17 protein-coding genes are annotated in these 18,826 nt (G+C 73.5%); 5 read left to right on the forward strand and 12 right to left on the reverse strand.

The genetic code is table 11. The features are described from left to right. Nucleotides 1-9: 9 nt before the first annotated feature. Nucleotides 10-1,797 (reverse strand): fatty acyl-AMP ligase, encoded by a 1,788-nt coding sequence (locus ACFVT2_RS11155; RefSeq protein WP_390015116.1) that lies wholly within the window; start codon nt 1,795-1,797, stop codon nt 10-12. A gap of 137 nt (nt 1,798-1,934) precedes the next feature. On the opposite strand from ACFVT2_RS11155, the gene rfbC reads away from it, so the two are divergent. Beyond that, nucleotides 1,935-2,549, forward strand: a complete 615-nt coding sequence (gene rfbC / locus ACFVT2_RS11160; RefSeq protein ID WP_390015419.1) for a dTDP-4-dehydrorhamnose 3,5-epimerase — start codon at nt 1,935-1,937, stop codon at nt 2,547-2,549. On the opposite strand, the gene rfbD is transcribed toward rfbC, so the two are convergent. The 10 genes from rfbD to ACFVT2_RS11210 all read right to left on the reverse strand — a co-directional run bounded on the left by rfbD (nt 2,526) and on the right by ACFVT2_RS11210 (nt 12,864). Continuing rightward, nucleotides 2,526-3,362 carry a dTDP-4-dehydrorhamnose reductase gene (gene rfbD / locus ACFVT2_RS11165; RefSeq protein ID WP_390015422.1) on the reverse strand — a complete coding sequence of 279 codons (837 nt, stop codon included), beginning with the start codon at nt 3,360-3,362 and terminating at the stop codon, nt 2,526-2,528. The two genes, rfbC and rfbD, sit on opposite strands and share 24 nt — an antisense overlap. Before the next feature lie 41 nt (nt 3,363-3,403). Then, nucleotides 3,404-4,393 (reverse strand): dTDP-glucose 4,6-dehydratase, encoded by a 990-nt coding sequence (gene rfbB / locus ACFVT2_RS11170; RefSeq protein WP_390015119.1) that lies wholly within the window; start codon nt 4,391-4,393, stop codon nt 3,404-3,406. Nucleotides 4,394-4,486: 93 nt separating this feature from the next. Then, entirely contained in the window at nt 4,487-4,834 is a 348-nt protein-coding gene (locus tag ACFVT2_RS11175; protein ID WP_390015122.1) for a YciI family protein, read from the reverse strand. 355 nt (nt 4,835-5,189) lie between these two features. Further along, nucleotides 5,190-5,933: a class I SAM-dependent methyltransferase gene (locus ACFVT2_RS11180; RefSeq protein ID WP_390015125.1), complete on the reverse strand. Its 744-nt coding sequence runs from the start codon at nt 5,931-5,933 to the stop codon at nt 5,190-5,192. Beyond that, complete coding sequence (locus ACFVT2_RS11185; protein WP_390015128.1) at nt 5,930-6,364, reverse strand: DUF3224 domain-containing protein; 435 nt, start codon at nt 6,362-6,364, stop codon at nt 5,930-5,932. Before ACFVT2_RS11185 ends, ACFVT2_RS11180 begins: the two co-directional genes overlap by 4 nt. A 38-nt stretch (nt 6,365-6,402) precedes the next feature. Next, on the reverse strand, nt 6,403-7,857 hold the full coding sequence (gene desII / locus ACFVT2_RS11190; RefSeq protein WP_390015131.1) for a dTDP-4-amino-4,6-dideoxy-D-glucose ammonia-lyase: 1,455 nt from the start codon (nt 7,855-7,857) through the stop codon (nt 6,403-6,405). Further along, nucleotides 7,854-9,155 (reverse strand): aminotransferase class I/II-fold pyridoxal phosphate-dependent enzyme, encoded by a 1,302-nt coding sequence (locus ACFVT2_RS11195; RefSeq protein ID WP_390015134.1) that lies wholly within the window; start codon nt 9,153-9,155, stop codon nt 7,854-7,856. Before ACFVT2_RS11195 ends, desII begins: the two co-directional genes overlap by 4 nt. Before the next feature lie 10 nt (nt 9,156-9,165). Continuing rightward, a complete protein-coding gene (locus ACFVT2_RS11200) occupies nt 9,166-10,722 on the reverse strand; it encodes an MFS transporter (RefSeq protein ID WP_390015136.1) in 1,557 nt (518 codons plus the stop codon). Nucleotides 10,723-10,884: 162 nt separating this feature from the next. Next, nucleotides 10,885-12,009, reverse strand: coding sequence for a nucleotide disphospho-sugar-binding domain-containing protein (locus tag ACFVT2_RS11205; RefSeq protein ID WP_390015139.1), 1,125 nt, complete (start codon nt 12,007-12,009; stop codon nt 10,885-10,887). 39 nt (nt 12,010-12,048) lie between these two features. Continuing rightward, on the reverse strand, nt 12,049-12,864 hold the full coding sequence (locus tag ACFVT2_RS11210) for a BTAD domain-containing putative transcriptional regulator (protein ID WP_390015142.1): 816 nt from the start codon (nt 12,862-12,864) through the stop codon (nt 12,049-12,051). A 370-nt stretch (nt 12,865-13,234) separates the two neighbouring features. On the opposite strand from ACFVT2_RS11210, the gene ACFVT2_RS11215 reads away from it, so the two are divergent. The 4 genes from ACFVT2_RS11215 (at nt 13,235) to ACFVT2_RS11230 (ending at nt 18,113) form a co-directional block, all read left to right on the forward strand. After that, nucleotides 13,235-13,633, forward strand: coding sequence for a hypothetical protein (locus ACFVT2_RS11215; protein WP_390015145.1), 399 nt, complete (start codon nt 13,235-13,237; stop codon nt 13,631-13,633). Continuing rightward, nucleotides 13,627-15,912, forward strand: coding sequence for a TOMM precursor leader peptide-binding protein (locus ACFVT2_RS11220; RefSeq protein WP_390015148.1), 2,286 nt, complete (start codon nt 13,627-13,629; stop codon nt 15,910-15,912). The genes ACFVT2_RS11215 and ACFVT2_RS11220 overlap by 7 nt, the downstream gene beginning before the upstream one ends. Before the next feature lie 192 nt (nt 15,913-16,104). Next, entirely contained in the window at nt 16,105-17,505 is a 1,401-nt protein-coding gene (locus ACFVT2_RS11225) for a sensor histidine kinase (RefSeq protein ID WP_390015150.1), read from the forward strand. Then, nucleotides 17,499-18,113, forward strand: a complete 615-nt coding sequence (locus ACFVT2_RS11230; protein WP_390015153.1) for a DNA-binding response regulator — start codon at nt 17,499-17,501, stop codon at nt 18,111-18,113. Before ACFVT2_RS11225 ends, ACFVT2_RS11230 begins: the two co-directional genes overlap by 7 nt. Nucleotides 18,114-18,138: 25 nt before the next feature. Here the strand turns inward: ACFVT2_RS11230 and ACFVT2_RS11235 are convergent, their stop codons facing one another. Continuing rightward, a complete protein-coding gene (locus tag ACFVT2_RS11235; RefSeq protein WP_390015155.1) occupies nt 18,139-18,804 on the reverse strand; it encodes an antibiotic biosynthesis monooxygenase in 666 nt (221 codons plus the stop codon). Nucleotides 18,805-18,826 lie beyond the last annotated feature (22 nt).

An 18,826-nucleotide genomic window follows, 5' to 3' on the forward strand; every position in this document is an offset into this window, starting at 1 on the left:
GGCGTCCCTTCAGTTCTGTCCGGGCTGGCCGGCGGGCCGGTCGGTGTCGCGGGCGAGCGGGCCCAGCAGCCGGTCCAGTTCGGGGCCGGCGGCCCGGTGCAGGGCCTGGAGTTCGCCGGCGAGGAAGAGGGCGCGCATCGCGCCGCGTTGGACCTTGCCGCTGGTGGTGCGGCGCACGGTGCCCTGCGGGACGAGCAGTACGCAGTCGGCGCCGACCTCGAATTCGGTGGTGACGCGGTGGCGGACGGCGGAGGCCAGGGCCGGCATGTCGGTGCCGTAGGTGCCGCGGTCGCGGAGTTCCTGGACGACCACGACGTGGTCGCGGTCGTCGCCGACGCCGAAGACGGTGCAGCAGCCGAAGAGGGAGCTGACCTTCTGGACGGTGCGTTCGATGTCCTGCGGGTAGATGTTGCGGCCGGAGACGATCAGCATGTCCTTGAGGCGTCCGGTGACGTACAGCTCGCCGTCGTGGAGCGCGCCGAGGTCGCCGGTGCGGAGGTAGCCGCCCTCGCCGTCGGCGCGGGCGCAGCGGAAGACCTCCTGGGTCTCGTCGGGCCGGTTCCAGTAGCCGTGGGCGACGCTGCCGCCGCGCAGCCAGATCTCGCCGACCCGGCCGTCGGGCAGTTCCCGGCGGGTCCCGGGGTCGACGATGCACACCTCGATGTCCTGGGGCCGTCCGCTGCTGACGAGTTCGCGGGTGGGGCGGTCGTCCTCGGGGGCGGTGAGGCGGTGGTCCTCCAGGGCCGCGGCGTCCACGGTGCGGGTGACGGCGCCGGCGTCGGGGGTGGCGCCGCTGACGATGAGGGTGGCCTCGGCCATGCCGTAGCAGGGGTAGCACGCCTGGGGGCGGAGTCCGACGGGTCCGAACCGGTGGGCGAAGGCGCGCAGGGTGTCGGCCCGGACCGGTTCGGCGCCGTTGACGGCCCGTTCCCAGTGGGAGAGGTCGAGGCCGTCGAGTTGTTCGTCGCGGATCCGGCGCAGGCACAGGTCGTAGGCGAAGTTGGGGCCGCCGCCGGCGGTGATGCCGTGGTCGGTGACGGCCTGGAGCCAGCGGACGGGGCGGCGGACGAAGGTCGCGGCGGGCATCAGGACGCCGGTGCCGCCGAGCCAGAGCGGGTGCAGCAGGTGGCCGATGAGGCCCATGTCGTGGTGGAAGGGGAGCCAGCTGCCCATCCGGGTCTCCTGGTGGGTGCCCAGGGCCCGCGAGATGGCGAGCTGATTGGACATCAGGTTGCGGTGGGAGACCATCACGCCTTTGGGGTCGCTGGTGGACCCGGAGGTGTACTGGAGGAAGGCGATGTCGTCCTCGGAGACGTCGGGGTGGGCCCAGGCGTCCGGGTCGGCGTCCTCGGGGTCCATGGCGTCGGTGGCCAGGCAGGGCAGGCTGCCCCGACCGTGCGCGGCGAGCAGCCGGGAGATGTCGGGGGCGCCGGCGCTGTCGGTGAGCACGCAGTGTGCGGCGGTGTCCTTGATGATCCCGAGCAGCCGGTCGACGTTGTGGCGGGCGCCGCCGGGCAGTGGTGCGGGGACCGCCATCGCGCCGGCGTAGAGGCAGCCGAGGAAGGCCGCGGCGAACAGCCGGCCCTGGCTCTGGATGACGACGACCGGGCGGCCGGAGGCGCCGTGGCGTTGCAGCCAGCAGGCCACCGCGCGGGCCGCGCGGTCGAGTTGGGCGTAGTCGAGGCGTTCCGGGGTGAGTCCGGTGCCGTCGTCGGTCAGGAAGACCAGGGCGTCCTGGGTGGGCCGTTCGGCGGCCCGGTCGGTCACGAGCTCGATGAAGTTCCGGTGCTGTGGCACGGCCGGTCCCCTCGCCGTCTTCGTATGTGCGGGCGATTCCGAGGATGGGCGGGGGCGCTCGACCTCCGCTTGAGCAGCGGTCGTCCGGCGGCCGGCACGCTGGGCGGGTCGGCTGCCGTCGGGATGGGGTGATGCGGGTGCGTCCGCTGGGGATCGAGGGTGCGTGGCTGTGGGAGCCGAGGGTGTTCCCGGACGAGCGGGGCACGTTCCACGAGTGGTTCACCGAGGGCGGGTTGCGGGGTGCGGTCGGGCACGGGCTGCACCTGGCGCAGGCGAACGTGTCGGTGTCCCGGCGCGGGGTGGTGCGCGGTGTCCATTTCGCCCGACTCCCGCCGGGTCAGGCCAAGTACGTGACGTGTGTGCGGGGCGCGGTGCTGGACGTCGCGGTCGATGTGCGCACCGGGTCGCCGACGTTCGGGCGGTGGGAGGCGGTGCGGTTGGACGACCGGAACCGGCGCGCGGTGTATCTGGCGGAGGGCCTGGGGCATGCGTTCATGGCGCTGGAGGAGGACAGCACGGTGATGTACCTGTGCTCGGCGCCGTACGCGCCGCGGCGGGAGTTCGGGGTGGATCCGTGCGATCCGGCGCTGGGCATCGCCTGGCCGCGCGACATCGCGCCGGTGCGGTCGGCGAAGGACGCCGGGGCGCCGTCGCTCGCGGCGGCGGCGCGCGCCGGGCTGCTGCCGTCGTACGCGGCGTGCCGGGAGTGGTACGCGGGCCTGCGGGGCTCAGCCGACGGTGTCGTGCAGTGAGCGGGCCAGCGCGTCGTGCCAGTGGGGCGGGGCGGGGAGCCCGGCGGCCCGCCAGCGGTCGTGGCCGAGGACTCCGTAGGCGGGCCGGGGTGCGGGCTGGGCGAGCCGGGCGGTGCCGGTCGGGTGGACCCGGTCGGGGTCGGCGCCGGTGAGGGCGAAGACCGCGCGGGCGAGTCCGTACCAGGTCGTGGCGCCGGCCGAGGTGGCGTGGTAGATCCCGGCGGGCGCCCGGCCGGTGCGGGCGGCCCGGCCCAGCAGGAGCAGTTGCCGGGCCAGGTCGCGGGCCCACGTGGGCTGGCCGTGCTGGTCGTCGACGACGTCGACGTGGTCGCGTTCGGCCTGGAGTCGGCGCATGGTGCGGACGAAGTTGTGGCCGTGGCCGGCGTGCAGCCAGGTGGTGCGGACGACGTAGCCGGTGTCGGGGAGCCGTTCGAGGACGGCGCGTTCCCCGGCGAGCTTGGAGCGGCCGTAGGCGTTGACCGGGGCGGTCGGGGCGTCCTCGGCGTAGGGCGTGGTGGCGTCGCCGGGGAAGACGTACTCGGTGGAGAGGTGGAGCAGCCGGGCGCCGTGGTGGTGGCAGGCGTCGGCGAGGTGGGCGGGGCCGTCGCCGTTGATGCGCCGGGCCCGGGCCTCGTGCCGTTCGGCGGCGTCGACGGCCGTCCAGGCGGCGCAGTTGAGGACGACGACGGGGCGGTGGGCCCGGACGGCGGCGTGCACGCCGCCGGGGTCGGTGACGTCGAGGGCGGTGCGGTCCAGGCCGGTGACGTCCTGGCCGGCGGCCCGTAGTACCGCCAGGCACTCCCGGCCGAGCATGCCGCCCGCGCCGGTGACCAGCCAGCCGGCGGGGCGGCCGGTCACGGCAGTGCGGCGCGCCGCAGCAGCGGTTGCCACCAGTCGCGGCGGGCGGTGTACCAGGCGACGGTTTCGGCGAGGCCGGTGGTGAAGTCGCGGCGCGGGGCGTAGCCCAACTCCTTGCCGATCTTGGTGTGGTCGACCGAGTAGCGGCGGTCGTGCCCCTGTCGGTCGGCGACGTACTCGACGCTTTCCCAGCCGGCGCCGCAGGCGTCCAGCAGCAGTCCGGTCAGTTCCTTGTTGGTCAGTTCGGTACCGCCGCCGATGTTGTAGATCTCGCCGGGGCGGCCGGCGGTGCGGACCGCCTCGATGCCCTGGACGTGGTCGTCGACGTGCAACCAGTCGCGGACGTTGAGGCCGTCGCCGTAGAGCGGGACGGTGCCGCCGTCCAGGAGGCGGGTGATGAACAGCGGGATGACCTTCTCGGGGAACTGGTACGGGCCGTAGTTGTTGGAGCAGCGGGTGACCCGCACGTCCAGGCCGTGGGTGCGGTGGTAGGCGAGGGCCAGCAGGTCGCTGGACGCCTTGGAGGCCGCATAGGGCGAGTTGGGGTCGAGCCGGTCGGTCTCCAGGGAGGAGCCGGTCGGCACCGAGCCGTAGACCTCGTCGGTGGAGACGTGGACGAAGCGGCGGCCGCCGGCCCGCAGGGCGGCGTCGAGGAGCACCTGGGTGCCGAGCACGTTGGTGCGGACGAAGTCGCCGGCGCTGCTGATGGAGCGGTCCACGTGCGATTCGGCGGCGAAGTGCACGACGGTGCCGTGGGCCGCGACCAGCTCGTCGACCAGGGCGGTGTCGGCGACGTCGCCGCGGACGAAGCGGTACCGGGGGTGGTCCTCGACCGGCCGGAGATTGGCCGGATTTCCGGCGTAGGTGAGCTTGTCGAGCACGGTGAGGGTGACGTCGGCCGTTTCGGGGCCGGCGAGGAGCGTGCGGACGTAATGGGATCCGATGAATCCCGCGCCGCCGGTCACCAGAATTGAGTTGTCGGTCATCGTTACGTCCTTCTCCTCCGGTCGGCCCGCGAAGCCGGGGCCGCGCGGTGGCGCGGCACCCGGCACGTCCGCGGGACGCAGACGATGCGGTGGCTATTCGGCCGCCCAGACGGGCCGCACCTCAAGCGTTTCCGGCGTCGGCCAGGTCTTGGCGATCTCGACGGCGGCGGCCCGGTCGGCCGCCTCGACGAGGATGAATCCGCCGAGGGTCTCGTCGCCGTCGGCGAACGGCCCCTCGGTGGCCTCGCGGGTGCCGTCGGCCGACCGGCGGACCGTCACCGGAGCCACGGTGGCGGTCTCGAACGCCTCACCGCCGACGAGGGTACCGGCCTGCGCCTGCTCCCCCATCCACCCCTCGATCTGCTTGCGGTAGGCGAGGTGGTCGTCGTCCAGCAGCTTCCTGGACTCGGTGTTCTCCAGCATGACGATCGCGAACTTCATTCGTGCTCTCCTTGTCACAACGTTCCGGAACAGACCGGAATTCAAGCATTCCGCAATCGCGGCATTCCGGCATTCCGACATTTCGGCATTCCGAAATCCCGCCATCCGGAATCCCGGAACCCGGGAATCCTGGGGAATACTCAGCGATGCGACGAAGTCGTGTCAAGCCGCACCGATTTTTCGCGCCCGAGGGTAGCGAAGGAAATTGGGCAGGCCGGCAGAATACCCGGCGGCGGGCGGTTTCCCGGACTTCCCACACTCTCACCGCGGGTAATTCGCGCGTATTTCCGTATTCCGTTTCGCCGGCCTGTTTCACCGGACCGTTTCGCCGACCCGTTTCACCGACCGGCTGTGGTCACTTCTCGGCCACCGTCACGCAACAGCGCCAGCACTGCTCGCGCGCCCGGTCCTGGCCGGGCAGGGCACGCACCGCCGTCAGTACCGGTTCCACCACCTCCTCCCACTCCGGTTCGCCCAGTCCCATCAGGTACGAGAACTGCCGCCCGGTGATCGCCCGGGCCAGGTCGCGGGGCGACATCCGGGCCCACTGCTCGACCGCCCGGCGCTGGACGACGAGCGGGGCGCCCAGTGCGCGCAAGGCCGCGGCGACCTCGGCCGGGCCGTCGGGCCGGCGCTGGAGGACGTCGAGCCCGGCCGCCGCGGCCATCAGGTCGGTGGGTTCCGGTTCCGGGCGGCCGTGCAGCGCGACCAGCCGCCCGCCGGGACGCAGCACCCGCACCGCCTCGGCGAGGGTGCCGCCCACGTCCCCGGTCAGGTGCAGGACGTTGACCAGGACGACGTTGTCCACCGCGGCGTCGGCCAGCGGCAGCGCCCGGGCGTCACCGACCGCGACCACGTCGCCGAGCCGCTGCCGGGCGCGGGCCAGCATCGGCACCGCGAGGTCGATCCCGGCGACGGTCCGGCCGCGTTCGGCGAACGCGGCCGCCACCAGGCCGGTGCCGATGCCCGGTTCGCAGACCGCGCCGGGGGCCAGCCACGGCTCCAGCGCGTCGGCGATCCGGCGGCCGTGCGGCAGCCCGCCGAGCGCGGTGTCGTACCGTTCGGCGGCCGCGTCGAAGGCCACCGGCGCGGAGGTCATCCGTCCGCCCCGTCGGGCCCGTCGGGCGCAGCGCCGGCGAAGTCGTAGGTCAGGACGAAGGGGTGGCTGCCGTCGGCCGCGTCGAGGACCCGGCCGGTCCCCCGGATGCCGCGCAGTTCGCCGGTGCCGGAGTCGGGCAGGATGTCGATCTGCGCCTCCCGGCCGGCGGCGGTGGCGCGGGCGCTGTGCCGCAGTACGAAGGTGCCGGTGCGGTCGTGGACGCGGCCGGTGAAGCGTTCGAAGCCGACGTAGGCGGCGGAGGTCTCCACCTGCCCCTTGGCCATCAGCATCTCGCCGGTACTGGCGCCGTCCAGTTCGCCCCAGAACTTCTTGGTCAGGCTGGTGCGGGTCAGGCGTGCCCCCTCGGCCTCGTCGTACGGGGTCTCCTCCCAGGTCTCGCCGCGGAAGTTCCCGGTCGCGGTCAGGCTCACTGCGTTTCTCCTCGTCTGTGCCGTGGTCGTCGGTGGGGTCAGCGGCGTTCCTCGGCCGAGGCCATGGGGCCGGTGTGGTGCAGCAGTCCGCGGTGGGCGGCCCAGCCGGCGGCGGTGTCGGCCTCCAGTTGGCCGAGCCGGGCGGTCACCGCCTGGTCGAAGCCGTCCAGGAAGAATTCGTCGCCCTGGGCGGGGACGATGTGCGGGTCCTCGGCGAGGTACTTGCCGATCACCTCGCGCAGCCCGGTCTGCGGGCTGACCCGGCCGGCGATGTAGCGGTCCGCCCCGGGGAGTCCGGGGAAGCCGGCCTCCCGGTAGAGGTAGACGTCGCCGAGGACGTCCACCTGGACGGCGACCTGTGGGTGGGCGGCCGGTCGCATGGTCTGCGGGGTGATCCGCAGCAGCTTGGTCTCCTGGCCCTGGCGGAGGCTGTTGAGGGCGTAGCCGTAGTCGATGTTGAGGGTCGGGGTGCGGCGGCGGGCGTACTCCTCGAAGGCGAGCAGGGTGTCCTGGAGTTCGGCGCGCTCGGCGGGGCCGATCCGTCCGTCGGGCTCGCCGCTGTAGTCCTCGCGGAGGGTGAGGAAGTCGACCGGGCGGTCCGGGGCGGCCTCGTTGATCTCGGCGAACAGGTCGATCAGTCGGCGCAGGCGGGCGACCTGGCCGGGCAGGACGACGTAGTTGAAGCCGACGCGGAGGTCCGAGCCGCGGTCCCGTCGCATCCGGAGCAGGTTCTTGATGTTGTTCTTGACCCGCTCGTAGGCGCCCTTCTTGGTGGTGGTGGCCTGGTATTCCGCGTCGTCCGTGCCGTAGAGGGAGGTGCGCAGGGCGTGCAGGTCCCACAGGCCGGGCTGGCGGGTGAGGGCCTGTTCGGTGAGGGCGAAGGAGTTGCTGTAGCAGGAGAGTTTGAAGCCGCGCCCGGCGGCGTGGGTGATCAGTTCGCCCAGGCCGGGGTTGGTCAGCGGCTCCAGGCCGCCGGAGAGGTAGAAGCGGTAGGGGTCGTCGGTGGGGGCCTCGTCGATCAGCGCGGCGAACATCTCGTTGCCGGGCGTCACGGCCCGGGCCTGGTAGCGGGCGCCGGTGACGCGGATGCAGAAGCTGCACCGGAACATGCAGGTCGGGCCGGGGTAGAGGCCGACCCGGTGCGGGAAGGCGGCGCGGCCGGCGAGGACCGCGTCGATCGCGCCGGACGCCTCCAGCGGCAGGAAGGTGTTGTCCCAGTACTTGCCGGTCGGCCCCTGGGTGACGGCCCGGCGCAACTCCGGTACGGCGTCGAAGAGTTCCAGGTGTCGGGCGAACTCCGCGCGGTCCAGGCCGAGGTGGGCGCGGGCGGTCTCCAGGTGGGTGAAGGGGTCGTCGATGTAGAGCTGGGCGAGCGCGGTCAGCCGGCCGGCGGCGGCTCGTTCCCCCTCGGGCAGCCGCGCCCCGACGGCCGCCTCCAGTTCCGTCGCGGCCACACGGGTCGAGTCCAGTGCCATGTCCGGTTCCTCACTCATCGGGGGTGTCCGTCGGGGGCGTGCGCCGGGGTGGCGGCCGCGCGCCGCTCGCGGACCCGGTAGGCGGTCAGCGGCCCGTGGTCCACCGCGACGCGCAGGATGTCGCAGATCACCCGGGCGTCGTCCGGGCCGAGTTGGGTCCCCGTGGGGAGGGCGAGGACCTTCGCCGCCAGGGCCTCGGTGTGCGGGAGGACCGGCACCGCGGCGCCGGGCGTGCGGTAGGGGCGCATCTGGTGGCAGCCGGGGGCGAAGTAGCGGCGGCCGCTGACGCCTTCGGCGCGCAGCACCTCCAGCAGGTCGTCCGGGCCCAGGCCGCAGGCCGCCGGATCGGCCTCGACGATCGCGTACTGGTAGTTGTTGGTCTCCCGCTCGTCGAAGCCGGCCAGCCGTAGCGCGGGGACGCCGACCAGGCCGGCCCGGTAGGCGTGGTGCAGCATCCGGTTGTGGGCCACGGTGCGGGGCATCGCCTCCAGGGAGGTCAGGCCCATCGCGGCGGAGCTCTCGGCCATCTTGCCGTTGGTGCCCGCCCACTGGACCTCGCGGGCGTCGTCGAAGCCGAAGTTGCGCAGGCTGCGGACCCGTTCGGCCAGGGCGTCGTCGTCGGTGAGGACCGCGCCGCCCTCGAAGGCGTTGACGACCTTGGTGGCGTGGAAGCTGAAGACCTCGGCGCTGCCGAAGCCGCCGACCGGCCGGCCGGCGCTGGTGACGCCGATGGCGTGCGCCGAGTCGAACAGCAGGGTCAGTCCGCGGGCCGCGGCGAGCGCCTCCAGTTCCCGCACCGGACAGGGCCGTCCCCACAGGTGCACGCCGATGATGCCGGTGGTGCGCGGGGTGAGGACGGCTTCGACGGCGGCCGGGGCGAGGTTGCCGGTGGCCGGGTCCACGTCGCAGAAGACCGGGTCGAGGCCGAGCCAGCGGACCGCGTGCGCGGTGGCCGCGAAGGTCATCGCGGGCACGATCACCTCGCCCGTCAACTCGGCGGCCCGGATGATGAGTTGGAGTCCGATGGTGGCGTTGTTGGTGGCCACGGCGTGCCGGACGCCGGCGACCTCGGCGACCCGTCGTTCGAACTCCCGGACCAGCGGTCCGTCGTTGCTGAGCCACCGCCGGTCCAGTGCCTCGCCGATCCGGGCGAGGAGCCGGGCGCGGTCGCCGATGGTGGGGCGGCCGACGCTCAGCTCCTCCCGGAAGGCGGCCGGCCCGCCGAATACGGCCAGGTCCGTGACGGTGCGCTTGGCCCGGCCGGCGCGCGCCGTTGCCGGTGGCCGCTCCGCGAGCCGGCCGCCTGTCGTCAGCATGTCGGCCTCCTCAGACCGCCGAGGCGGGAGCGTCCTGGGCCGGGCCGCCCAGGGTGGCGGTACCGGGCACTTCGGCCGCACCGGGCGCCGCGGCCGGCTTACGTTGCCGGCCGATCAGTACCCCGGCCAGCACCCCGCCGACCAGCAGCGCGACGGAGGCGACCAGCAGGCTCAGCGACATCCCGGAGGTGAAGGCGTGCTGCACCTTCGCCAGGACGCCGGCGTCCTGGCGGTGTGCGGCGTCCAGCGCCGCCGGCAGTGAGCGGTCCGCCGCCGCGGACACCGAGGACGGCACGAGGGACCCGAAGCGGCCCATCAGGATCGCGCCGAGCACCGCGACGCCGAGGCCGGTGCCGAGCTCCTGGAGGGCGCTGTTGACGCCCGAGCCGGTGCCGGCCCGCTCCGGCGGGATGGCGCTCATCAACGCGTTGGCGGTGACCGGGATGGCGATGCCGAGGCCGGCGCCGATCAGGACGAGGGCCAGCAGCATCCCGCCGTAGCCGATACCGTCCGCGGCGACCCAGGCGAGGACCGCGAGCCCGACGCCCGAGACCGCGAGGCCGGTCGCCGCGGTGCGCGGTGCGCCGAGCCCGGCGACCACCTTGGGGCTGACCATGCTGCTGCACACGAACACCGAAACGGCCATCGGTGCGACCCGCAGTCCGGCCTCCAGCGCGCTGTAGCCCAGCACCAGTTGGAGGTGCTGGGTGAGCAGGAAGAGCGCGCCGCCCATGCCGAGCGCGGCCAGCACCCCGCCGGCCACCGCGCCGCTGAACCGCGGGTCGCGGAAGAGCGACACGTCGAGCATCGGGTAGGCCGCCTTCCGCGACCAGACGACGAAGCCGACCGCGGCCACCGCGCCGACCAGCGCGGACAGCAGGACCTGCGCGGAGGCCCAGCCGTACTCGGGGATGGCGGTCACCGCGTAGAGCAGGCCGACGGTCGCCACGATCGACAGCAGGCCGCCGAGCAGGTCGGGCCGCTCGCCCTCCGGATCGCGGGTCTCGGGCACCAGCACCAGCACCGCGATCGCCCCCAGCAGCGCGATCGGCACGTTGACCAGGAAGACCGAGCCCCACCAGAAGTTGGTCAGCAGGAAGCCGCCGACCAGCGGGCCGATGGCGATGCCCAGTGCGGCGGTGGCCGCCCAGGCGCCGAACGCCTTGGGCCGCTCGGCGTCGTCGAAGACCCGGACCAGGACGGCCAGCGAGCTGGCCATCAGGAAGGCCGCGCCGACGCCCATCGCCGCGCGGGAGGCGATCAGCTGCGCCGCGGTGCCGGACAGCGCCGCGCCCAGCGAACCGGCGCCGAACAGGGCGAGGCCGCCGGCCAGTGCCCGCTTGCGGCCGTAGCGGTCACCGAGGCCGCCGGCCGCTACCAGCAGCCCGGCCTGGACGAGCGAGTAGGCGTTGAGGATCCACTGGAGCTGGGTGGTGGTGGCGCCGAGCTCCGACGACATCGACGGGATGGCGACGTTGAGCACGGTGTTGTCGAGTACCGCGGTGAGTACGGAGATGCAGATGACGGCGAGAATCCACCACCGCTTGGGGTGGCGCTGATCGGCCACGATGTCCCCTCTTTCTGTCCGTGACGGTCCGGCGGGTGGTCCGGCGGTCGGGTGGACCGTCCGGTGGTCGGGTGGACGGCCCGGTGGTCGGGTGGACCGTCCGGTGGGTGGTGCGGCGGACGGTCCGGTGTCGGCGGGTGCGGGTGCGGGTGCCGGCCCGGGTCAGGCACCGGCCAGGTCGGCCAGGCGCGGGACGAGTTCGGCGGGGCTGGGCATGGCGGCGATCTCGGCACGCACCTCGCCGGCCGCCTCGTACAGCGACCGGTCCGTGAGGAGCCGCCCGATCAGCGCGGTGTCCAGGCCGCTCGCCGGCGAGACCAGGCCGACGCCGCGGCGGGCCATGGCGTTCGCGTAGATGCTGCGGTAGCCGCCGCCGGGCAGGGCGACCTGCGGGAGTCCGGTGTGCAGCGCGGTCAGGGTGCTGGCGGCGCCGCCGTGGTGGAGGGCGGCGGTGCAGGTGTCGAGCAGGGCGTTGAGCGGCAGCCAGCTCGCGGTGCGGACGTTGTCCGGCAGGGTGCCCAGGCCCTCGATCTCGGCCTCGGTGAGCGCGCAGACGAACTCCGCGTCGAACTCCGGCGCGGCCTCGATCACCTGCTGGAGCGGGCCGAGCCCGTTCGTCAGGGACGACACGGTGCCGAACGTGACGCCGATCCGGGGGCGTTCGGGCCGCTGGGTGAGCCACTCCGGCAGCACTCCGCCGCCGTTGTAGGGCACGCAGCGCATCGCCCAGCCGCCGCTGCCGGCCGCCATGCTGGGCGGGGTCACCTCGATCGTGGCGCGGCGCTCGGGGAGCCCGGTGACGCCGTGCCGGCCCGCGGCGTCGGTCATGTGCTCGGCGAGCAGTTCCGGGATGCCGGTGGCGTCGGCGAAGCCGAAGCCCTGCTCGACGGCGGGGACGCCGAGCTTGGCGGCGGCGATCAGGGCGGCGCCGTTCATCTCCGAGTGCAGGATCAGATCGGGTCGGAACGCCTCCGCGGCGGCAACCGTGCCGTCAGTCAACTGCGAGCAGAGGTAGGCGAATCCGGGCACCGCGCCCTTGAGGTCGGGGATGCCCTGCTCGATCTCCCGCATCAGATCCGGGCGTTCCTGCGCGAACTTGCCGAACAGCTCGGCCATCGTCAGGTGCGGCAGGACGTCGATGACCGGGAAGCCGGCCGAACGGGCGACCAGGCCGTCCTGCGCGGCCGCGTACGCCACTTCGTGGCCGGCGGCCCGCAGGGCCCAGGCCAGACTCACGGTCGGGAAGACATGGCTGACAGCGTGGGTGCAGCAGACGAGTATCCGCATGACGGCTCTCCGGTCGCAGGCTTCAGGTCCGCGACCACGCTAGAAACCGCGCGTCGAGGGTGACTTGAGTCCCGCCGGAAGCGCCTCCAGCCCCGGGTCCCCGGCGAGGACGGCGCGTTGCAGCCGCTGGAGCCGGGCCGAGGGCTCCAGTCCCAGTTCCTCCACCAGTCCGGCGCGCAGCCGCTGGTACGCCTCCAGGGCGCGCCAGGCGCTGCCGGAGCGGTAGTGCGCGATCATCAGCTGGGCGCAGAAGCTCTCATGCATCGGGTGACGGACCATCAGGACGCGGAGTTCCGGGACGAGTTCGGCGTGCCGGCCGAGCATCAGGTTGGCCTCGATGCACAGTTCCTGGACGGCCAGCCGGTCCTCGTCCATCCGCAGCACCTCCAGTTCGAGGACGCTGCCGGCGCGGACGTCGACCAGTGCGGGCCCGCGCCACAGGTCGAGGGCGCGGCGCAGCACCTCGGCGGCGTCGGCGTGGTCGCCGGCCTCGAAGGCGGCCCGGCCGTGGCCGGCGAGCCGGCCGAACTCCTGGGTGTCGACCGTGCCGGGCCGGACCCGCAGCAGGTAGCCGCCGTGCTGGGTGACCAGCACGTCCTTGGCCTCCCGGGACGGATCGCCGACCAGCGCGGCGCTGATCAGCCGGCGGAGCTGGAGGATGTAGGTCTGGAGGGTGGTGGCCGCGCTGCGCGGTACGGCCTGGCCCCAGATCTCCTCCATCAGCGTCGACACGGTCACCATGCGGTCGGCGTTCAGCGCCAGCAGCGCGAGCACCTGGCGCGGCTTGCCCGCGGTCGGGACCACGCAGGCGCCGCGTTCGTGGGCCGCGAGCGGCCCCAGCAATGAGATGTCCACTTCCAGCTCTCCCCCTTCGTCGTCCCCGGCAGCGCGGGGCTTAGCGGAGCATGTCCGGAGAGTCGCATTACCGGAGGTCGCGGGCCCAGTGAGCGGCACACGAGGGCGGGCGTGAATTTTTCATGCCGGAGAGGTGAGCCCGGCACTGTCCGCACCCGGGGGGCCTCCGCAGAATCCTTCCCCAACGGCTCCACGGCGACGGCCGCACACCGCATTCCCGGAACGGCCCCGTGGCCACCGCCCCACGGCTCGCGCACGACCTGCAACGGCACCACCGCACAGCCACCGCACAGCCACCGTACGTCCGGCACGCCCGGCTCACGTGGCGCGTCCGGCGCATCCGTCTCATTCGACACAGGGGGAACCACCGATGAGCTCTACGGCCGGCTACACCTCGCAGGACTGGCGCTTCGCGGTACTGGCCGCGCGCAGCGGACTGGAAGCGGAGCTGGGCGCGCGGTTCGGCGCCGACCCGGTGGCGGTACTGGCCGAGTTCGGCCTGGCGGAGCACTCCCCGGCGGAGCTGCCGGCGCTCTGCGCGGGCCTGGTGATCGAGGACCTGGACCGGCCGGACCCGGCCGGCGCCCTGACCGCCAGCAACGTCTGCATCACGGGCAACTTCACCGAACCCACCGAGTACGCCGCGTACCCCGGGGACGCCGAGTACGCCGAGTACGCCGGGGACCGCGGGGACGCCGCCCCGCTCGCCACCCCGATCTCCACCCCGCTCGTCGTCGCGTTCGCCGCCGCCCGGCCGGTCGCGTGTTGACGGCCGCCGACGGGCCCCGGGTCGGCTTCAAACGCCACCTGCGGACCGACATCGTCGCCGGCGAGGCCGTCTACCTCCGCTCCGAGCAGGGCGTGACGGCGCTGCGCAGCCCGCACATGGCCGAGTTGGCCCGGCTGCTCGACGGCACCCGCACCCTGCCCGACCTGCTGCGCGAGGCGTCCGCCGCGATGCCGGCGCTGGAGGCCGGCCGGGTCATCGGCCGGCTCGCCCGGTCGGGCCTGGTCGGCTACCGCGACCCGGCCGCCGAAGAGACCTGCGACGCGGCGGCGTTGGCGTACTGGGACCTGCTGGGCCTGCACGGCGACGCCGCGGGCCGCGGGGTGGCCGGCACCCCCGTCGCCCTGCTGGCCCTGGGCCGGGCCGACCTCGGCGCGGCCCGCGCCGCCTGCCTGGCCTCCGGGCTGACCCTCGTCGCCCCCGGAGCCGAACGGACCGCCGGCCTCTCCCTCGTGCTGTGCGACGACTACCTGCACCCGGGCCTGCGCGGTATCGACGCCGCCCACCGGCTGGCCGGCCGCCCCTGGTTGCTGGCCAAACCGTGCGGCCCGAACCCGTGGGTGGGCCCGGTCTTCGGCGCCCCCGACGGCCCGTGCTGGTCGTGTCTGGCGCACCGGCTGCGCGGCCATCGCGCCGCCGAGGTCCCCGTCCAACGGGCGCTCGGCTGCGCGGGACCGGTCGCCGTCCCCGAGGCGTCGCTGGCGGCGGGCCGGGCGATGGCGCTGCACACCGCCGCGCTGGAGGCCGCGAAATGGCTGGCCGGGGTGCGGACCGACGGCCAACACGCGGTGTGCGCGCTGGACACCCTGACCCTGCACACCGAGCACCATCCGGTCACCCGCCGCCCGCAGTGCCCCGACTGCGGCGACCCGGGGCTGCTCGGCGCGCGGCTGCGGCGCCCGCTCACCCTCGCCTCCCGCCCCAAGGTGGACGGCGGCGGCAACCACCGCGCGCTGCGCCCCGAGGAGGTGCTCGACCGCCACCGCCACCTGATCGGCCCGGTGACCGGGATCGTCGCCGAGAACCGGCCCGACGAGCGCGCCCCCGACGGCATCAACTGCTATGTGTCCGGCCACAATCTGGCGCTCACCGGCCGCAGCCTCGCCGGGGTCCGCAGCTGCCTGCGCAGCCGGAGCGGCGGCAAGGGCGTGACCCGCGTCGAGGCCGAGGTGAGCGCGTTGTGCGAGGCGGTCGAGCGGTACAGCGGCACCCGCCAGGGCGATGAGCCGGCCGTCCGCGACACCCTGACCGGCCTCGGCCCGGCCGCGCTGCACCCCAACGACTGCCAGCTCTTCGACGCCCGCCAGTTCCGGGACCGTGCGCGGTGGAACGCCCGGCACTCCGCCTTCCAGCAGGTCTGCCCGCCCTTCGATCCGGACCGTCCCACGGAGTGGACGCCGGTCTGGTCGGTCACCGGGCGCACCCACCGCCTGCTGCCGACCTCGATGCTCTACTACTCCCCGCACTGCGCCGAGGCGCCGCCCGAGCTGCCCTGGGCCGACTCCAACGGCAACGCGGCGGGCGCCAGCCTGGAGGACGCGGTCGTCCAGGGTTTCCTGGAGCTGGTCGAACGCGATGCGGTGGCCCTGTGGTGGTACAACCGCACCCGTCAACCGGCGGTCGACCTCGGCGCGTTCGACGAGCCGTGGATCAGCGCACTGGCCGAGGTCTACGGCCGGCTGCACCGCCGCGTCTGGGTCCTGGACCTCACCGCCGACCTCGGCATCCCCGTCATGGCCGCGCTGTCCCGGCGCACCGACGGCCCGGCCGAGGAGATCGCGTTCGGTTTCGGTGCGCACTTCGACCCGCGGCTGGCGCTGCGCCGGGCACTGACCGAGATGGGCCAGCTGCTGCCCACGGTCGTAGACGCCCCCGCGCCGGGCAGCGCCCCGTCGGCGGCCGAACGCGAGCTGCGCGCCTGGTGGTCCGGTGCCACCACCGCCAACCAGCCCCATCTGCTGCCGGATCCGGCGCAGACCCCGCGCACCCCCGGCGGGTACGGCTACACCCCGCGCCCGGACCTGCGCGACGACCTCGACGCGATCGAGGACCTGGTCCGCGCCCACGGCATGGAGTTGCTGGTCCTCGACCAGACCCGGCCCGACATCGGCCTCCCGGTCGCGAAGGTGCTGGTGCCCGGCCTGCGGCACTTCTGGGCCCGGTTCGCCCCGGGCCGGCTCTTCGACGTCCCGGCGGCGCTGGGCCGGACCGACCGACCCACCGCCTACGCACAGTTGAACCCGATCCCGATGTTCATCTAGGGCCTGCTGTTCATGTGGACGGCGTCACCCGGCTGTCCACCCCTGCGATCGGCGCCCGGCGTCGCCGAGAAGGGGCACTCCGCACACATACCTGACGAACTGGCATCCCTCTCGCGCGCCTTCACGAGATAGATTCGGGCAACCACTCCGCCGCAGGCCGTGAAGGGGGATCCGAGGGTGGCCCATTTACGCATGCCCACACCCTTCGCCGGAGACGAGGACCGGGACCAGGACGGGGTACCACCGGCCGGTGCGACGCCCGGCCGGCCGGGCCAGCGGCTGCCCGAGCGGCACATCCCGCCACCCCGCCTGGCCCGGGCCGTCACCGTCACCGTGCTGGTCGGCTACGGCGCGGTGACCCTGCTGAACGTGCTGCGCGGCCACCCCCGGCCCGAGGAGACGTTGGCCTGCCTCGCCTCGGTCGCCGCCGTCTTCACCGTTCAGTTCGTGCACTCCGCACCGGCCACCCGCCACTGGCCGCCCCGCCGCAAGGCGCTCACCCTGGGTCTCCAGGCGCTGCTCACCTACCTCCCGTTCTTCTGGTTCGGGATCAACTGGGGCAGCATGGCAGGGCCGTTGGCAGGATCGATTCTGCTCATGCTGCCGGGGCTGCTGGGCTGGTCGCTGTACGCCCTGGTCTGCGTCAGCATGCTGACCTACTCGCTCTCCCTGGGCCTGTCCGTCCTGGACGTCTGCTACTTCACCATCGCCAGCGTGCTGACGGGCCTGGTCATCTTCGGGCTGACCCGGCTCACCGACCTCGTCCAGGAAGTGCACGCGGCCCGCAGCGAACTCGCGCACCTGGCCGTCGCCAACGAGCGGCTGCGCTTCGCCCGCGATCTGCACGACCTCCTCGGCTACAGCCTCTCCGCGATCACGCTCAAGAGCGAACTGACCCACCGCCTGGTGCTGGTCCGCCCCACCCAGGCCCGCGAGGAGATCACCTCGATCCTGGAGATCTCCCGCCAGGCGCTGTCGGACGTCCGCGTCGTCGCCAGCGGCTACCGCGAGATGTCCCTGGAGGCCGAAGTGGCCTCCGCGGAGTCGATGTTGGCCGCGGCGGGCATCGAGGCGGAGGTCTCGGTCGGCGGCGGCCGGCTGCACCCGGTCGTCGGAACGGTCCTGGCCACCGCCCTGCGCGAGGGCATCACCAACATCCTCCGGCACAGCAAGGTCCAGCACTGCTGGATCACGGTGGCCTACGTGGCGGACGACGGGACCGAGGGGGACGCGCAGGACGCGGCCGGAACGGTCCGGTTGACGCTGGTCAACGACGGTGTCCCGGAACGCTTTTCCTCCCGCGAGGAGCTCAACGACGGCAGCGGACTGGGCAATCTGTCCACCCGACTCACCGAGATCGGCGGCCGCCTGGCCGCCGGCCCGGAAGACGACGGCCGCTTCCGGCTGGTCGCCACGGCCCCGCAGACGCCGCTGCGACGGCCGGATGCCGCGCACCCAGGAAAGGAGACTTCCCCCCACAATGAACAGCACCACGGACAGCACCAGGGACAGCACCACGGACAGCAGCCCGGAGATCGGTCCGGAGCGGAATCCGGACACCAGGACGGACAGGGGGAATCGCAGCGATGTTAGAACTCAAGGTTCTGCTCGCGGAAGACGTTCACATGATCCGCGGCGCCCTCGTGGCTCTGCTCGAACTGGAGCCTGACCTCTCGGTCGTGGCCGCCGTCGACCGCGGGGACGCCATCCTCCCCGCCGCGCTGGAACACCGGCCCGACGTCGCCATCATCGATATCGACCTGCCCGGTATCAGCGGCCTCACCGCCGCCGCCCAGCTCCACGAGGAACTGCCCGGCTGCCACACCCTGATCCTCACCAGCCTCGGCCGACCCGGCACCCTGCGCCGGGCGCTGACCGCCCGGGTCTCCGGCTTCCTCCTCAAGGACGCCCCGCCCGACCAGCTCGCCGAGGCGGTCCGCGGCGTCGCCGCCGGCCGTCGGGTGATCGACCCGCAACTCGCCCTGACCGCCTGGGACTCCCAGGAGAGTCCGCTCTCGCCGCGCGAGCTGGAGGTACTGCGGCTGGCCGCCCAGGGCGCCGACGCCGCCGAGATCGCGGGCCTGCTCTACCTCTCGAAGGGCACGGTCCGCAACTATCTGACGGCCATCGTCAGCAAGCTCAACGCCCGCAACCGGATCGACGCGATGCGGATCGCCGAGGACGCCGGCTGGATCCCCTGAACCGCGCGGCCGACCGGCCGGCGGCTCAGCCGGCCCCGCCCCCGGATTCCCGGGACCCCGGCGCCAACACGGTGGAGACCAGCCGCGTCTCGGTGGTACGGACCCCCGCCAGCCCCGGCAGCCACGGCTCGTGGGCGAGGTAGGTGGCGCCGTCCATCGCGGTTCGCGCCACCTCCCGATCGGTCCACCAGATCGCCTCCAGGTACCGCTCCGGCGAGACGGTGGAGCGCAGCAGCTCCACGGCGCGGATCCCCTCGACGCCGGTCAGCGCGTCCGCCCGGACCGCCAACCGCTGCTCGAACTCCTCCGGGTCGTCCACCTCGTAGTCGACGAGCACCACCACACCGCGGCCCGCCCCGCCCGCCGTCCGACCGACGCCGCGCCGCAACACCGCGGCCATCTTGTCGCCCCGGGTCTCCACCAGGGCGCCCAGCCGCCGCACCTGGTCCAGGAACTCCTCGTTCCGGGTCACCTTGACGAAGGCGTCGTCGTCCGCCCAGGAGTTGAGGTGTACGTAGCTGCGCGGGTTGCCGGTGTGCCGGACGAGCGTCGAGGCGACGAAGCCCGCGCGGGCGCCGAGGAACTCCGCATGGCCGCGGAAGCAGCGTTCGAAGCGGTCCGTGTTCCCTTTGACGGAGAAGCGGTTGACCACCGTCAGCGCCCCGTGCCGATCGTGGGCGAAGCCAGGCATCGGGCAGCCTCCCTCTGCGATT

It is taken from the genome of Streptomyces sp. NPDC058000, from assembly GCF_042886435.1.
Taxonomy (GTDB): Bacteria; Actinomycetota; Actinomycetes; order Streptomycetales; family Streptomycetaceae; genus Streptomyces.

Coding starts and splice junctions, on each gene's coding strand:
- rfbD (WP_390015422.1), bottom strand. CDS start 3,362: ATGCTCGGCCGGGAGTGCCTGGCGGTACTACGGGCCGCCGGCCAGGAC.
- rfbB (WP_390015119.1), bottom strand. CDS start 4,393: ATGACCGACAACTCAATTCTGGTGACCGGCGGCGCGGGATTCATCGGA.
- ACFVT2_RS11175 (WP_390015122.1), bottom strand. CDS start 4,834: ATGAAGTTCGCGATCGTCATGCTGGAGAACACCGAGTCCAGGAAGCTG.
- ACFVT2_RS11180 (WP_390015125.1), bottom strand. CDS start 5,933: ATGACCTCCGCGCCGGTGGCCTTCGACGCGGCCGCCGAACGGTACGAC.
- desII (WP_390015131.1), bottom strand. CDS start 7,857: ATGAGTGAGGAACCGGACATGGCACTGGACTCGACCCGTGTGGCCGCG.
- ACFVT2_RS11195 (WP_390015134.1), bottom strand. CDS start 9,155: ATGCTGACGACAGGCGGCCGGCTCGCGGAGCGGCCACCGGCAACGGCG.
- ACFVT2_RS11205 (WP_390015139.1), bottom strand. CDS start 12,009: ATGCGGATACTCGTCTGCTGCACCCACGCTGTCAGCCATGTCTTCCCG.
- ACFVT2_RS11215 (WP_390015145.1), top strand. CDS start 13,235: ATGAGCTCTACGGCCGGCTACACCTCGCAGGACTGGCGCTTCGCGGTA.
- ACFVT2_RS11225 (WP_390015150.1), top strand. CDS start 16,105: ATGCCCACACCCTTCGCCGGAGACGAGGACCGGGACCAGGACGGGGTA.
- ACFVT2_RS11230 (WP_390015153.1), top strand. CDS start 17,499: ATGTTAGAACTCAAGGTTCTGCTCGCGGAAGACGTTCACATGATCCGC.
- ACFVT2_RS11235 (WP_390015155.1), bottom strand. CDS start 18,804: ATGCCTGGCTTCGCCCACGATCGGCACGGGGCGCTGACGGTGGTCAAC.